The organism is Pseudomonas helleri, from assembly GCF_009600315.1.
GTDB lineage: Bacteria > Pseudomonadota > Gammaproteobacteria > Pseudomonadales > Pseudomonadaceae > Aquipseudomonas > Aquipseudomonas helleri_A.
Window position 1 is genome coordinate 77,687 of record NZ_WIWC01000013.1, and the last position, 14,017, is coordinate 91,703.

The 14,017-nt window shown below is 59.6% G+C and carries 11 protein-coding genes; 5 read left to right on the plus strand and 6 right to left on the minus strand.

The features are described from left to right. Positions 1-121 precede the first annotated feature (121 nt). From GHN86_RS10640 to epsC, 3 genes are all read left to right on the plus strand, one after another. Positions 122-1,780, plus strand: a complete 1,659-nt coding sequence (locus GHN86_RS10640) for a Na/Pi cotransporter family protein (RefSeq protein WP_153377469.1) — start codon at positions 122-124, stop codon at positions 1,778-1,780. 89 nt (positions 1,781-1,869) lie between these two features. Next, positions 1,870-3,252 carry a M16 family metallopeptidase gene (locus GHN86_RS10645; protein ID WP_153377470.1) on the plus strand — a complete coding sequence of 461 codons (1,383 nt, stop codon included), beginning with the start codon at positions 1,870-1,872 and terminating at the stop codon, positions 3,250-3,252. A gap of 94 nt (positions 3,253-3,346) precedes the next feature. Further along, positions 3,347-4,273, plus strand: a complete 927-nt coding sequence (gene epsC / locus GHN86_RS10650; RefSeq protein WP_122786251.1) for a serine O-acetyltransferase EpsC — start codon at positions 3,347-3,349, stop codon at positions 4,271-4,273. 28 nt (positions 4,274-4,301) lie between these two features. On the opposite strand, the gene GHN86_RS10655 is transcribed toward epsC, so the two are convergent. Further along, entirely contained in the window at positions 4,302-4,814 is a 513-nt protein-coding gene (locus GHN86_RS10655) for a dihydrofolate reductase (protein WP_153377471.1), read from the minus strand. 89 nt (positions 4,815-4,903) lie between these two features. Between GHN86_RS10655 and GHN86_RS10660 the strand changes: the two genes are divergently transcribed. Further along, positions 4,904-6,286 (plus strand): DUF2868 domain-containing protein, encoded by a 1,383-nt coding sequence (locus GHN86_RS10660; protein WP_323369151.1) that lies wholly within the window; start codon positions 4,904-4,906, stop codon positions 6,284-6,286. Then, entirely contained in the window at positions 6,279-7,643 is a 1,365-nt protein-coding gene (locus GHN86_RS10665) for a GTPase/DUF3482 domain-containing protein (RefSeq protein WP_153377473.1), read from the plus strand. Before GHN86_RS10660 ends, GHN86_RS10665 begins: the two co-directional genes overlap by 8 nt. A gap of 100 nt (positions 7,644-7,743) precedes the next feature. Here GHN86_RS10665 and GHN86_RS10670 read toward each other — a convergent pair whose 3' ends face one another. The 5 genes from GHN86_RS10670 to GHN86_RS10690 all read right to left on the minus strand — a co-directional run bounded on the left by GHN86_RS10670 (position 7,744) and on the right by GHN86_RS10690 (position 14,016). Beyond that, positions 7,744-8,874, minus strand: a complete 1,131-nt coding sequence (locus tag GHN86_RS10670; RefSeq protein ID WP_153377474.1) for a TIGR03364 family FAD-dependent oxidoreductase — start codon at positions 8,872-8,874, stop codon at positions 7,744-7,746. Positions 8,875-9,082: 208 nt separating this feature from the next. Then, positions 9,083-10,105 carry a putative 2-aminoethylphosphonate ABC transporter substrate-binding protein gene (locus GHN86_RS10675; protein WP_153377475.1) on the minus strand — a complete coding sequence of 341 codons (1,023 nt, stop codon included), beginning with the start codon at positions 10,103-10,105 and terminating at the stop codon, positions 9,083-9,085. 28 nt (positions 10,106-10,133) lie between these two features. Then, complete coding sequence (locus GHN86_RS10680) at positions 10,134-11,849, minus strand: putative 2-aminoethylphosphonate ABC transporter permease subunit (RefSeq protein WP_153377476.1); 1,716 nt, start codon at positions 11,847-11,849, stop codon at positions 10,134-10,136. A 1-nt stretch (position 11,850) separates the two neighbouring features. After that, positions 11,851-12,918: a putative 2-aminoethylphosphonate ABC transporter ATP-binding protein gene (locus GHN86_RS10685; protein ID WP_153377477.1), complete on the minus strand. Its 1,068-nt coding sequence runs from the start codon at positions 12,916-12,918 to the stop codon at positions 11,851-11,853. Positions 12,919-13,152: 234 nt separating this feature from the next. After that, a complete protein-coding gene (locus tag GHN86_RS10690) occupies positions 13,153-14,016 on the minus strand; it encodes a LysR family transcriptional regulator (RefSeq protein ID WP_323369152.1) in 864 nt (287 codons plus the stop codon). Position 14,017: the final 1 nt, after the last annotated feature.

Here is a 14,017-nt window from a genome sequence, read left to right on the forward strand (position 1 = left end):
AGGCGGCGCCAGCTGTGCGAAGCTGGCGCTATGCTCATTTGCCTACTACATCTTAAGAAACATCTGTAGGAAATCCCCGCAGCTACCTGATCCTTCGACATATCCATCACAGGGAGCCAGCATGCTGACCCTGCTCAATTTACTCTCCGCTGTGGCCCTGCTGATCTGGGGCACGCATATCGTGCGAACCGGCATTTTGCGGGTTTATGGCACTAACTTGCGCCATGTCATCGGCCGCAATGTTTCCAAACGCATGTTCGCCTTTGTCGCAGGCATTGTCGTGACGGCCATGGTGCAAAGCAGTAACGCCACGGCCATGCTGGTGACCTCTTTCGTCGGCCAGGGCCTGATGGCGCTCACGCCAGCACTGGCAACCATGCTGGGTGCGGATGTCGGTACAGCATTAATGGCGCGAGTGCTGACCTTCGACCTTTCATGGCTGTCGCCGCTGTTGATTTTTCTCGGGGTGATTTTCTTTCTGTCTCGCAAGCAGACCCGCGCCGGACAATTGGGCCGGGTCGGTATCGGTCTTGGGCTGATCATTCTGGCGCTGCAACTGATTGTTGAGGCTGCAGGCCCCATCACCCATGCCCAAGGCGTGAAGGTCATTTTCGCCTCCCTCACCGGCGACCTGCTGCTCGATGCCTTGGTGGGAGCGCTGTTCGCGATGGTCTCCTACTCAAGCCTGGCGGCCGTACTGCTGACCGCAACCCTCGCGGGCGCGGGGGTGATCAGCCTGCACGTGGCCATTGGGCTGGTGATTGGCGCCAACATCGGCAGCGGCGTGCTGGCCTTCCTCAGCACCAACATGCAAAACGCGGCGGGTCGCCAAGTGGCGCTGGGCAGCTTGCTGTATAAGTTGATCGGTTTACTGCTGATCATGCCGGTGCTTGATCCGCTGGTTGAATGGATGGATGGCCTCGACTACAGCGCCCAAGAGCTGGTGATCGGCTTTCACCTGCTCTACAACACGGCGCGGTGCTTTTTGTTGTTACCCACCGTGGGCTTAATGGCCCGGCTGTGCGCCTGGATGCTGCCCGAGCGCGAACACACCAATGGCGTTATCAAACCCCGCCACCTTGACCCCGCCGCGCTCGACACACCCAGCCTGGCACTGACCAACGCCGTGCGTGAAACCCTGCGCATTGGCGACGTGATCGACACCATGCTGGTCAATATGCTCGACGTATTGCGCGGCAAGCAAACAGCGATCACCCAGCAAATGCGCACCCTCAGCGATGAAGTCGAAGTGCTCTACAGCGCCGTCAAACTCTATCTGGCGCAAATGCCCCGAGAGGATTTGAGCGAGCAGGACAGTCGGCGCTGGGCTGAAATTATCGAACTGGCAATTAACCTCAAACTCGCCAGCGACCTGATCGAGCGCATGCTGCGCAAAGTCCAGCAGCAGAAAACCTCACAGCGCCGTGCGTTCTCTGAAACCGGGCTTGAAGAGCTGGTGGGCCTGCAAACTCACTTGATCGAAAACCTGCGCTTGGGGCTGACGGTTTTCCTGAATTCAGATCCTCACAGCGCTCGCCAACTGCTGCGTGAGAAACGTCGCTTTCGTGCACAAGAACGGCGATTGGCCCACGCTCATGTCAGTCGCCTGCAACGAAAAATCACACAAAGTATCGAGACCAGTTCCATGCATCTTGAGCTGATCGCCGACATGCAACGCCTTAACTCGCTGTTTTGCGGCAGTGCTTACGTGGTGCTTGAAACCTCTGAGATCGGCGCACTGGAGCTTAATGACGCGGCGGACACTCAACATTCGCCTTGAACGTTGCACGCCGGGGTGTTGTCAGTCTGTAAGCAGCGACTAACCTGCACCGTCTGTTTGACCACCCCGTAGGGATTCAGGGATTTTTTATGCGTTGCCTGCTGTTAATTTGCTTGTTGCTGGGCGCCGCCCAAAGTTATGCACTCGATCGATACAGCGTGGAGGGCTACCAGCTCCCCAATGGCTTGCAACTGATGCTCAAGCCGGGCAGCGAACGCGGGCACGTGGCCATCCGGTTGGTCGTCGGCGTGGGGCTGGACGATTTCAGCTGCGCCGAGCAACAGTTGCCGCATCTGCTGGAGCACCTGCTCTTCAGCGGCACTGACGATACCGGCGAAGGCGGCCTTGAAGAACGCATGCAAGCGCTGGGCGGTGAGTGGAATGCCTTTACCAGCCATGCCGACACCACTTTTGTGATCGAGGCACCGGCCAAAAATCAACGCAAAGTGCTCGATTTGCTGCTGGGTCTTCTCACCCGCACCCCGCTGACGGAAAAGCGCATCAGCGAGGCCAAGCACGTGGTTGAGCGTGAGGACGGCGGCCACTATTCGCACCTGCAACGCTGGCTTGATCGTCAGGATTTGGGCCACAGCGCCAGTAATCAACTGGCGGTTGAGTTAGGCCTCAAGTGCGCCGAGCGCGCCGAAGTGCACAATCTGACCCGCGAGCAGCTTCAAGCAGTGCGCCAAGACTGGTACGCCCCCAACAATATGACGCTGATTATTGTCGGCGATCTGGACCGCTTGCTACCGGCCTACCTGGAGCGCACCTACGGCGCCCTCGAACCAGTGGAACCCAGCGAACACAAACCGCTGGCGGCGATTGACGCCAAGGCCGATGCCGAGCGAGTACTGATCCGTGGCGTGGTGGGCAATACCGCCAAACTCCATTGGTTACTGCCCGAACCGGTGATCGAGGGTCAAAGTGACGACACCTGGAACCTGCTCCGCGATTATCTGGAGTGGGCGTTGTACAGCGAGCTAAGGCTCAAACAGGGGCTGTCGTATGGGCCTTGGGCAGAGCGCGAAGTGTTCGGGGGGGTCGGCTTTTTGAGCCTGAACGCGGACCTGGAGCGCGACGACGTCCCTCGCGCTCGTGAGGTCGTTGAGCAACTCAAAACGAACCTGCTGAAGGACGGCCTCAATCCTGAAGTATTTGCCCGTCTCAAAAACGCGGCCGTCGCCCGGCAGGCGTGGGCGGCGCAAGGTAACAGCGCGCTGGCCGATTATTACTGGGCCTCGCTGGGCGACTATGAAGACGGCCACTTCAGCGATCCCGCCAAGCAGTTACAGGCAATCAGCCTTGATCAGGCCAACGTTGCCCTGCGTGAGCTGTTCGCTGAGCCGGGGTATGTGCGCATCGAGAAGCCGTTGTTCAGTTACAACAGTCTGAGTTTGGCCATTCTGGGTGCGCTGGGCGTATTACTGGTGCTGGCCCTGAGTTGGCGGATGTGGCGCCATCGTCGGCACTAAGGCGTAATTGTCACAACCCGAAACGGTTTGATACCGTAAAATAATTGCCATTCGCGGCTGTTCACATCAGCCGCCAGTGTGCGGAGTATGCATCGTGAGTGATCGTTCCCATCCTTGGCAATTGCAAACCATCGTCAGCCAACTGCGCTCGGCACGTAACCAGTGGCGCACGCAAAACGGGCGCGTCAGCGGTGAACTGGGCGGCCGTGAGTTGCCCTCCCGTGCGGCAATGGCCGACATTCTGGAAGCCCTGTGCGGTGCCTTGTTTCCGATGCGTCTGGGGCCGGTTGACCTGCGTGAAGAAAGCGAAGATTTCTACGTTGGCCATACGCTGGACGTTGCACTGAATGCCTTACTGATTCAGGCGCGGTTGGAATTGCGTTACGTAGCGCGTCAGGGCGGTCTGCCCGATGATGGCGTGGACGCGACCGCAACCCTGTTGATTCAGGACTTTGCGTTGGCCTTGCCTGAGCTGCGCAGCATTCTGGACACGGATGTACTGGCGGCTTACCACGGTGACCCGGCAGCGCGCAGCGTCGATGAAGTGTTGTTGTGCTATCCGGGGATTTTGGCGGTGATTCATCACCGGCTGGCGCATCATCTGTACCGTGCAGGGCTGCCGCTGCTGGCGCGGATCAGTGCGGAGATCGCTCACTCGGCCACCGGTATCGACATTCACCCCGGCGCGCAGATTGGCCGCAGCTTCTTTATCGACCACGGAACAGGCGTGGTGATTGGTGAGACCGCGATCATTGGCGAGCGGGTGCGGATTTATCAGGCCGTGACCCTGGGCGCCAAACGTTTCCCGGCCGACGAATCGGGGCAATTACAGAAGGGCCATCCACGCCATCCGATTGTTGAGGATGATGTCGTCATCTATGCCGGCGCGACCATTTTGGGGCGCATTACCATCGGCCAGGGATCGACGATTGGCGGCAATGTGTGGCTGACCCGCAGCGTGCCCGCGGGCAGCAACCTGACCCAGGCCAACTTGCTGCACGATGACGGTACACAGAAGTAAAACAGCGCCGTGGGTGAGGGGCTTTGGCTTAAGCCCTTTCCCACACTTCAAAGCTGAACGCGGGTTTATCATCGACTGCCGGGTGCAATTCTTCTGACACCAGCGTCCACTGCGCCGTATCAAACTCAGGAAACCACGCATCGCCCACCGGGTTCAGGCCCACCCGCGTCAGGTACAACCGGTCGGCATCCGCCAAGCCCTGGCTGTACAACTGCGCACCGCCAATCAACATCACTTCGCTGACGCCCTGCTCTACAGCCCACGCCTCTGCGCGCTCAACGGCAGCTTCCAGAGAGGCAAAAACCTCGGCACCCTCAAGTTGCAGATCGGTCTGACGACTGACCACCAGATTCAAGCGACCCGGCAGCGGGCGGCCCAGCGAATCCCAGGTTTTGCGACCCATGATGATCGGCTTACCCAGCGTGGTGGCTTTGAAATATTTAAAATCCGCAGGCAAATGCCACGGCATGCTGTTATCGACGCCAATCACGCGGTTTTCAGCAAGGGCCGCGATCAGGCTAAGAGGGAGAGTTTTTTTCATGGCGCGAGAATACCAGAGCCACCCGCACCCGCAGTACCCCGCCTGACTAACAGCGGTTATGCTCATGGCTCACTTGAATGGACTGGCCTGTGACTCAACTTTCCCCCTTACAACGCCTTTGGTTGACCGAGACCGTGCGTCTGCGTGAAGAACACGCGGGCCCGCTGGACGACCTTGAAGCCAATCGCCATGCCCGCGCCAGTGGCGGCGACTTGCCGACACGCGTCCAAAACCGCGCCCTGTGGCTGGCCAAACGCGATGGTTTGCTTGATGCCATGCAGCATTGGCTGCAAGGCGCGCGGTTGGCGTTGCTGGTGTTGGCCATCTTGGCCGTCGTCAGCGGTGCCGGCTTGGCTTTTGCTGCGCTGGGCGATGGCAAAACACCCGTTAACGTCTTCTGGGCTTTAGGCAGCTTGCTGGGCCTGAACCTGATTCTGCTGGTCAGCTGGGCGCTCGGCTTGTTGTTTGCCGGGGAGCACGGGGCCAGCCTGGGCCGCTTGTGGTTATGGCTGAGCGAAAAGCTCGCGCGTGACGCCAAGGCCGCGCAATTGGCCCCCGCATTGGTGCTGTTGCTGCAACGGCGCAAGCTCAATCGCTGGGCACTCGGCACCCTGATCAATGGCCTGTGGCTGTTGGCGATGCTCAGTGCGCTGGTGATGATGCTCTTGTTGATGGCGACTCGGCGCTACGGCTTTATCTGGGAAACCACCATTCTGGGTGCTGACGTCTTCGTCGCCGCGACCCGCGCACTGGGAGCGCTGCCGAACTGGCTGGGGTTCAGCGTGCCGACTGTGGAGATGATCCGCGTCAGCAATGACTCCAGCCTCTACAACAATGAACTGGTGCGCCAGGCGTGGGCGGTCTGGTTGGTGGGCGTGGTGCTGATTTACGGGGTAATGCCGCGTCTGTTGCTGACAGCTTTGTGTCTGTGGCGCTGGAAAAGCGGCCGCCGGGCGCTGCAACTGGACCTCAACCTGCCCGGTTACAGCCCGTTGCGCGAGCGCCTGATGCCCAGCAGTGAGCGTCTGGGCGTGAACGATATCGCACCCGATCAGTTGCATGACGTCAGCGCCGGTAGCAGTGACCTGCACACCGAGGGTGCTTTGATCGTCGCCATTGAGCTGGACGATCAGCAGCCGTGGCCTCCCACACTGCCCGCAACGGTCAAGGACGCAGGCATCCTCGACAGCCGCGAATCGCGACAAAAGCTGCTGGAGCAGATGACCCGCTTTCCCCCGAGCCGACTGGCTATCGCCTGCGACCCACGTCGTTCGCCGGATCGCGGCAGTCTGGGGTTGATTGGCGAACTGGCCCGCAGCGCCAGCGAAACCCGCGTCTGGCTGATGCAAGCCCCGCCCGGTCAGGCGCTGGACGCGGATCGTCTGAGCGACTGGCACACGGCACTGGATCAACTGGGGCTGCCCTACGCCGCCAGCGCCCCGCTGAACTGGTTGGAGAATGGCCATGACTAAACCGCTTACGCTGGCCGTAGTGGGCCATACCAACGTCGGTAAAACCTCGTTGCTGCGCACCCTGACCCGCGATGTTGGCTTTGGTGAAGTGTCCCATCGCCCCAGCACCACACGTCATGTTGAAGGCGCACGGTTATCAGTGGACGGTGAACCGCTGCTGGAGCTGTACGACACACCGGGGCTGGAAGACGCCATTGCGCTACTCGACTATCTGGAACGCCTCGACCGTCCTGGCGAGCGGCTTGATGGCCCGGCAAGGGTGGCCCGCTTTCTCGACGGCAGCGAGGCGCGTCAGCGCTTTGAACAAGAAGCCAAAGTGCTGCGCCAACTGCTGGCTTCTGATGCCGGTCTGTATGTAATTGATGCCCGTGAGCCCGTGCTGGCCAAATACCGTGACGAATTGAGCGTGTTGTCCAGTTGCGGCAAGCCGCTACTGCCCGTGCTCAACTTCGTCAGCAGCCCGCAGCACCGCGAGCCGGAGTGGCGTGACGCCCTGGCGCGTCTTGGCCTGCATGCACTGGTGCGATTTGACAGTGTGGCCCCGCCTGAAGATGGCGAGCGCCGTTTATATGAGAGCCTCGCCCTGTTACTGGAGCATTCTCGGGACGCCTTGCAACGCTTGCTGAACGACCAGGAGGCACAGCGCGAAGCTCGCAAACGCAGCGCCTTGCGCCTGATTGCCGAATTATTGATCGACTGCGCAGCCTGCCGCCGCAGCGTGGCCAGCGAAAAAACCGTTGAGCAACAGGCGATCAATCAACTGCGCGATGCGGTGCGTCAGCGCGAACAACGCTGTGTTGAAGCCCTGCTCAAACTCTATGGCTTTCGCTCCAATGATGCGGCGGCCAGTGACCTGCCACTGCTGGACGGACGCTGGGGCAATGATTTGTTCAACCCCGAAACCCTCAAGCAATTGGGCGTGCGTGTCGGCAGCGGGGTTGCCGCGGGCGCCGCTGCTGGTGCGGGTGTGGACTTGATGGTCGGTGGTCTGACACTGGGCGCAGCCGCACTGGCGGGGGCCATTGCCGGAGGCGCGCTGCAAACCGCGCGCAGCTATGGCAGCCGCCTGCTGGGCAAACTCAAGGGCCAACGGGAATTGACCGTGGACGACAGCGTGCTGCGCTTATTGGCCTTGCGCCAACGTCAATTGCTGCATGCCCTGAACGCGCGTGGGCATGCAGCGGTAGACAGCATCAAAGTGGCCACGCCCGAGGATAAAACCTGGCGCGAAGGCAAACTGCCCGAGGCGTTAAAAAAAGCCCGGGCCTACCCGCAATGGTCGTCGCTCAACCCGCATCCCAAGCTCAGTCAGGCCGAGCGACAGGCGCAGATTGAGGCGTTGGCCGAGCAGATATAGCGTCGCCACTTTTGCGTAGCAGTTGCCGAAGGCGACGTCCGATTGCGCAGCGATCGCAAAACCATGGGCCTAGGTGTGTCAGGCATTACGACGGCAGCGGCTACAGGGTGAGCAGGCGGGCGATATGAGCCTCAGCCAGCGCGGGCCCCACACTCATGCCGACCCCCGTTTGCATCAATGCGGCACTCAACCCCGGCTCTACTTCCAAACAGGTAAAGGGCTTGGCACCGCGGGCCCCGTAAACACCCTGCCAACGTTCAACGACCTGAACTTCACATGCGAGGGTTTCCTCACACAGTTGCAGCAGCCAGTTATCCACACGTTCGCCGTTGAACGGCGAAGGATCGCGGCTGTAATCATGGGAATCACCAATGATCAGGTCACCATATGGAGTGGGACTGACCAGCAGATGGATCCCGTGCTGATCCAGATGGGGGCTGTCACGCAGGATTTCTGCCTGCACGGCCGCTGCTTGCGGCAAGTCGGCAAACGCACCGTAATGCACGCAACTGAGCCCCGTCAGCAACGCATGTTTCAGGTTCAATTCAATCTTCGGCCTGACCCTCAGCATTTGCAGGCGACAGGTCTGTGGGTTGAGGCTGGCCAGCGGTTCGGCCAACAGCGTCAGGTAGTCGTGGCCCGCACACACAATCACCTGTGCACCCCGGAAACGGCCTGACGTCGTGTAGACCAGCCCTGGTTCAACGTCGCGCACCAGAGTCGAGAAGTGGAACTCGACACCCAGCTCACGTTGCAGGTATTTAACCAGTGCCGGGATGGCTTCGCGTGAATACACCTGTTGGTCGTCAAGGCCGTGCAATGCAGCCCTGTGATGACTGAACTGACCACCGTAAAGGGTATTGAGCTCGACGCCGCGCAGCAGTTCGACACGGTAGTCATATTCGCGCGCCCGACCTTGGCAGAAGGTCTCCAGCAGGTGCTCTTCGGCTTCAGTGCGAGCGAACAGGTAAGAGCCGTTGCGCTTGAGATCAAAACTCGCGTGTCGCGACCACTCGGCCCAGATGCTGCGGCTGGCACGGGCCAGATCAAGCATTTCACCCGGCGGCTGGCCGGTGACCAATGCCTGACCAAAGTTGCGCACCGAGGCCCCAAGTGGCGTGCCGGTGCGCTCGAAGACCTGAACCTTGAATCCGCGTTTGGCGGCAGCGTATGCGTGGGACAACCCCAGAATGCCTGCGCCAACGATGAGGATTGATTGCGAGTGGGGCATGTTGGAATCCTTGAATAACCACGACCCTCACCCCAGCCCTCTTCCAGAGGGAGAGGGAGCAGATAGGGGTCGTACACACAATTGAGAAACACCCTCGATCAAGCTCTCTCCCGAGGGAGAGGGCGCAGAGGTGAGTCATACACATGATTGAGTCACGCCCTCGATCAAGCCCCCTCTCCCTCTGGGAGAGGGTTGGGGTGAGGGGATTTTATTGCGCCGCTTTCTCAGACTTGCCGTCATAACGCTTGCGCCACTCAGCCAGAATGCTGTCGCGATTCTTCGAGGCCCAGGCGAAATCGTTTTTGATCAGCCGCTGCTCGTAATCCGCAGGCAGCTCAGTTTGCGGCTTGGCAATCCCCGGCTGCGCCAGCACGGCAAAGTTCTCTTTATAAAGGTCCATCGCTGGCGCACTGGCAGAGAAATCAGCCAGCTTTTTCGCCGCCTCTTCGTGCGGTGTGCCTTTAATCACCGCCGTGGCTTCAATTTCCCAGCCCAAACCTTCCTTCGGCAACACGATGTCCAGCGGCGCGCCCTGACGCTTGAGCTGCACGGCCGGGTATTCAAACGATATACCGATCGGGAATTCACCCGCCGCCGCCAACTTGCACGGCTTGGAACCTGAGTGAACGTACTGACCGATGTTCTGGTGCAACTCATCCATAAACTGCCAACCCTGCTTCTCGCCAAAGGTTTGCAACCATGCGCTCACATCCAGAAAACCGGTGCCGGATGAGGCCGGGTTGGGCATGACGATCTTGCCCTTGTACTCAGGCTTGGTCAGGTCTTGCCAGCTCACCGGCTTGGTCAGCCCCTGCTTTTCAGCCTCGATGGTATTAAAGCAAATGGTCGCAGCCCACACGTCCATCCCCACCCACGCAGGCGGGTTGGCCGTATCTCGGTAGTGAGGGCCGATTTTGTCCAGGTCCTTAGGCGCGTAGCTTTGCAACATGCCGTGCTGATCAAGAATCGCCAGACTGGACGCCGCCAGCCCCCAGACCGCGTCAGCTTGCGGGCGGTCTTTCTCGGCCAGCAATTTGGCCGTGATGATGCCGGTGGAATCGCGCACCCATTTGATTTCAATGTCGGGATTGGCTTTCTCGAAAGCCTGTTTGTAGGTTTTCAGTTGCTCGGCTTCAAGGGCCGTGTACACGGTCAACCCGGTTTTCGCAGCAAACGCATTAAAGCTAAAGGCGGTGAGGACAGCAGCGGCAAGAGCCAGTGGCTTAAACATGGTGCGGTTCCTTTTGGTTTTTTATGAGTTAGTGCGCAGGCGCGCCCTGACGCCAGGCCTGAGAGCGACGTAACACCCCGCGCGAAGCCCAGGCCAGCAACAGGGAAACACCCACCGAGGTGAACAGAATCAGGCTCGACATGGCCGCAGCGCCGCCCACGTTGCCGGCGTCGTCCATGTTCAGCACCGCCACCGCCGCGAGGATCGTATCGGGGCTGTAAAGGAAGATCGCCGCTGAGACCGTGGTCATCGCTGAGACAAACAGGTAGCGCACAATGTCGAGCAACGCGGGCAGGCAGATCGGCACGGTGACGCGCCAGTAGTGCCGGTACAACGGCGCCTTGAGCGACAACGCAGCAGCTTCGAACTCACTGTCGAGCTGGCGCAAAGCCGTGGTGGCGGTCATTTGTGCGGTGGTCAAATAGTGAGCGATGGTGCACACCACCAGCAGCGTCATGGTCCCGTAGAGCACATGAAGCGGGTTGTCGGGCAGGTTGAAAAAGAACACATAGCCCAACCCCAGTACCAAACCCGGCACCGCCATCGGCACAAAGCTGAGCATGCGCAAGGCCAGGTTCAAGCCCTTCTGGCTCTTGGTTTTTTCCATCAGGTAAGCGCCGGTGAAAATCACCACGCTGCCTATCAGGGCGACACATACCGCCATCGTGACGCTGTTGCGATAGGCCAGCCAGCCGCCACCGGCCGTGTCATTGAACTGGTAGTGGCTCAGCGAAAGCGACAAGTTATACGGCCAGAATTTGACCAGCGATGAGTAGACCGCCATGCCGAACACCAGCAGCAAGATGGCGCAAATCAGCAGCACAATGACCAGATAACAGCGATCTCGCCCCTTCGATGGCTCGGGCTTGAACACTTGAGCTCGACCGCTCATGGAGTCGCCATGCTGACGGCGCAGCCACGCATCAACCCCGAAGCTGAACAGCGCAGGCAGCAGCAACACCATGCCGATCAAAGCACCCCGGCCAAATTGTTGCTGCCCCACCACTGCTTTGTAGGCTTCGAGCGCCAGCACTTGATAGTCGCCGCCCACCACAACGGGCACGCCAAAGTCGGTTATGGTCAGCGTGAACACCAGGCAGAACGCCGCAAATACGGCTTGCTTCGTGCCCGGCCAGGTGATGCTGCGAAACGCTTTGAAGGGGCCAGCGCCCATGCTTGAGGCCGCGTCGAATAACCGGGCATCGGCCAACGACAGCGCGGACAGCAAAATCATCAAGGCATGGGGAAAGGTGTAAATCGCCTCACCCAGCACGATCCCCCAAAACCCGTAGATGTTGTCCGCAATCAGCCCGCGCAACAGGCCCTGATTGCCGAACAGATACACCAGCGCAATGCCCGGCAACATCGACGGTGCCATCAGCGGTAACAGCGAAAGCCCGCGCCAGACGCGCTTGCCGGGGATCAGGGTGCGTTGTAGTGCGTAGGCAAACACATACGCCAGCGGCACGACAATCGCCGCCACGCTGAGGGACACTTTCAAGCTGTTGCCGACCAACCAGTGGAAATTGTCGCTGGTGACTAACTCCCGCGCGGCAATCCAGCCTCCTCCCTGCCCCTCTTCGGCGCTGAAGCCGCGCCAGAAAATCGCCAGCAACGGCATCAAGACCGCGACAATCAATAACAGCAGTAACAGCAGTTTGCCTCCCAGCACGAATATCCGGTCGCCCAGTTCAGCCTTTGATATTTCTCTGCCGGGCAATGGCACCGCTATGTCAGCGGCCATCTTAAGCAAAGACCTGCAAGCTGCTGGGCGGCAAGGCAACTAGGATGTCCTGAGCACCAAAATGCGGCAGGTCTTGAGTACCCACTTCAGCGGTGAGCGCATGGCCGGGAAGATGATTGAGCTCAAAACTCATGCGGCAGCGATTGCCCAGAAAAGTGATTTCCTGAATCCGCGCCGGGAACAGGTTCTCTTCATGGCGCGCAGGATTGACGCTGATTGCTTCGGGTCGGCAGAACAACCGGCCCGAAGTTGCTTGTCCGGCATCGGCGGCCAGACGCATGTTCATGCCACCGACCTGCGCATGGGTGTCGCTGCGCTGCTGAAAAGGCAGCCAATTACCTTGCCCCACGAACTCGGCCACAAACGGGGTGGCGGGCTTGTCGTAAATCGCTTGCGGGGTGTCGTATTGCTCAACCTGACCGTTGTTCATGACGGCGATGCGATCGGCCATCAACATGGCTTCGTCCTGGTTGTGCGTGACCATCAACGTGGTGATGCCCAGGCTGCGTTGCAGTTGGCGCAGCTCGGTGCACAAATGCTCCCGCACACGGGCATCAAGTGCCGACATCGGCTCGTCGAGCAACAACAACGAAGGTGCCGGGGCTAAAGCGCGAGCCAGTGCGACACGCTGCTGCTGACCGCCTGAAAGCTGGCCGGGAAATTTCTTTTCGCTGCCGGTCAGCCCTACCAGCGCCAGCATTTCGGCCACACGTTTACGCAGTACATCGCGGTTGCTGCCGACGAGGCCGTAGGCGATGTTGGCTTCTACCGTCAGATTGGGAAACAGTGCGTAGGACTGGAACAAGATGCCGTAATCCCGCGCCTGCGGCGCCAGGACAGACACATTGCGATCCCCCAGATAGAGCACGCCGCTGTCTTGTCGCTCAAGGCCTGCAATGCAGCGCAACAGAGTAGTTTTGCCGCAACCGGATGGCCCGAGCAGGCATACCAGTTCACCTGCGGCCACCTCCAGCGAGACGTTATCCAGAGCAGTGAAAGCGCCAAAGCGCTTGCTCACATCACGCACCTTCATGGGTACGCCGGGTTGGGTCAAAGCGGTTGCGTTCATGGATGAACCTCATCAGCAGATGGAGCAATCCTAGAGACGCAATGCGTAGAAGATGTGGCAGTGAAGCAAAAGCTGCCGATAGTGGTATTGGTGGATTTAGCTATCCCCTCACCCCAGCCCTCTCCCGAGGGAGAGGGAGAGGGAGCTCGATCTATGGCGTAGCCAAAATCTGCTTTTGCCTTTAGTCCCCTCTCCCTCCGGGAGAGGGCTAGGGTGAGGGGCTTTTGATATTAATCAGCACCCCGCCATTTCCTGCGCCAACCCCAAAAACGCCGCCGGCAAGCGCGCCGATTTACGCTCTTTAAGGCAATACAGGTATTCGTGAATCACCGGTGCGTTTTCCAGCGTCAGCACCTTCAATTGCGGGTCCTGCGGCACTTCCTGACGCGCAATGATGCTGATACCGATATTGCGCAGCACTGCTTCGCGGATCGACTCGCGACTGCCTATTTCCAGCAATGGGCCATAGCCAACGCCCGCCTCTTCCAGCAGTTTTTCAGTGAGCTTGCGCGTCGTCGAACCCGGTTCGCGCATCAATAAACAATGCCCGGCCAGCGCGCTCAACGGCACATGATCCAACTTGGCCAACGGATGCGTGCGGTGCACCGCCAGCACCAGTGGATCGGTGCCCAGCAGTCGGCGGATCAGCCTGGGGTCTTCGAGCAATTGCGATGACGCAGCGACATCAACCCGGTATTCGTCCAGCGCTTCAAGCACTTGCTGGGAGTTGCCAATGTCCACCGACACATCAATCTGCGGCAGGCGCTGGCGAAAGGTTTTTACCAGATCGAGGATGTAATACGGTGCTGTGGCGGCAAGCCGCAAGGTGCCAGCGCCCTGACCACTGTTGCGCAAAAAGAACTCAATCTCGGCCTCTTGCTGCATCAGGGCCTTGACCATCGGCAGCAAGCTCACGCCTTCATCGCTTAAAGTCAGGCGCCGACCGCCGCGGAAAAACAGCTCCACGGCGTATTGGCTCTCTAGCTGTCGAATCTGTGTGGTCACGGTTGGCTGGCTAAGCCCAAGTTTTTTAGCGGCCTGAGTAATGCTGCCCAGTTGGGCGACCCGGTAAAACGCTTTCAGCTCGGCACTCAGCACT

What these genes read in the sequence shown, in the direction of transcription:
- GHN86_RS10640 (WP_153377469.1), top strand. Translation starts at nt 122, where the DNA reads ATGCTGACCCTGCTCAATTTACTCTCCGCTGTGGCCCTGCTGATCTGG.
- GHN86_RS10645 (WP_153377470.1), top strand. Translation starts at nt 1,870, where the DNA reads ATGCGTTGCCTGCTGTTAATTTGCTTGTTGCTGGGCGCCGCCCAAAGT.
- GHN86_RS10655 (WP_153377471.1), bottom strand. Translation starts at nt 4,814, where the DNA reads ATGAAAAAAACTCTCCCTCTTAGCCTGATCGCGGCCCTTGCTGAAAAC.
- GHN86_RS10665 (WP_153377473.1), top strand. Translation starts at nt 6,279, where the DNA reads ATGACTAAACCGCTTACGCTGGCCGTAGTGGGCCATACCAACGTCGGT.
- GHN86_RS10670 (WP_153377474.1), bottom strand. Translation starts at nt 8,874, where the DNA reads ATGCCCCACTCGCAATCAATCCTCATCGTTGGCGCAGGCATTCTGGGG.
- GHN86_RS10675 (WP_153377475.1), bottom strand. Translation starts at nt 10,105, where the DNA reads ATGTTTAAGCCACTGGCTCTTGCCGCTGCTGTCCTCACCGCCTTTAGC.
- GHN86_RS10680 (WP_153377476.1), bottom strand. Translation starts at nt 11,849, where the DNA reads ATGGCCGCTGACATAGCGGTGCCATTGCCCGGCAGAGAAATATCAAAG.
- GHN86_RS10685 (WP_153377477.1), bottom strand. Translation starts at nt 12,918, where the DNA reads ATGAACGCAACCGCTTTGACCCAACCCGGCGTACCCATGAAGGTGCGT.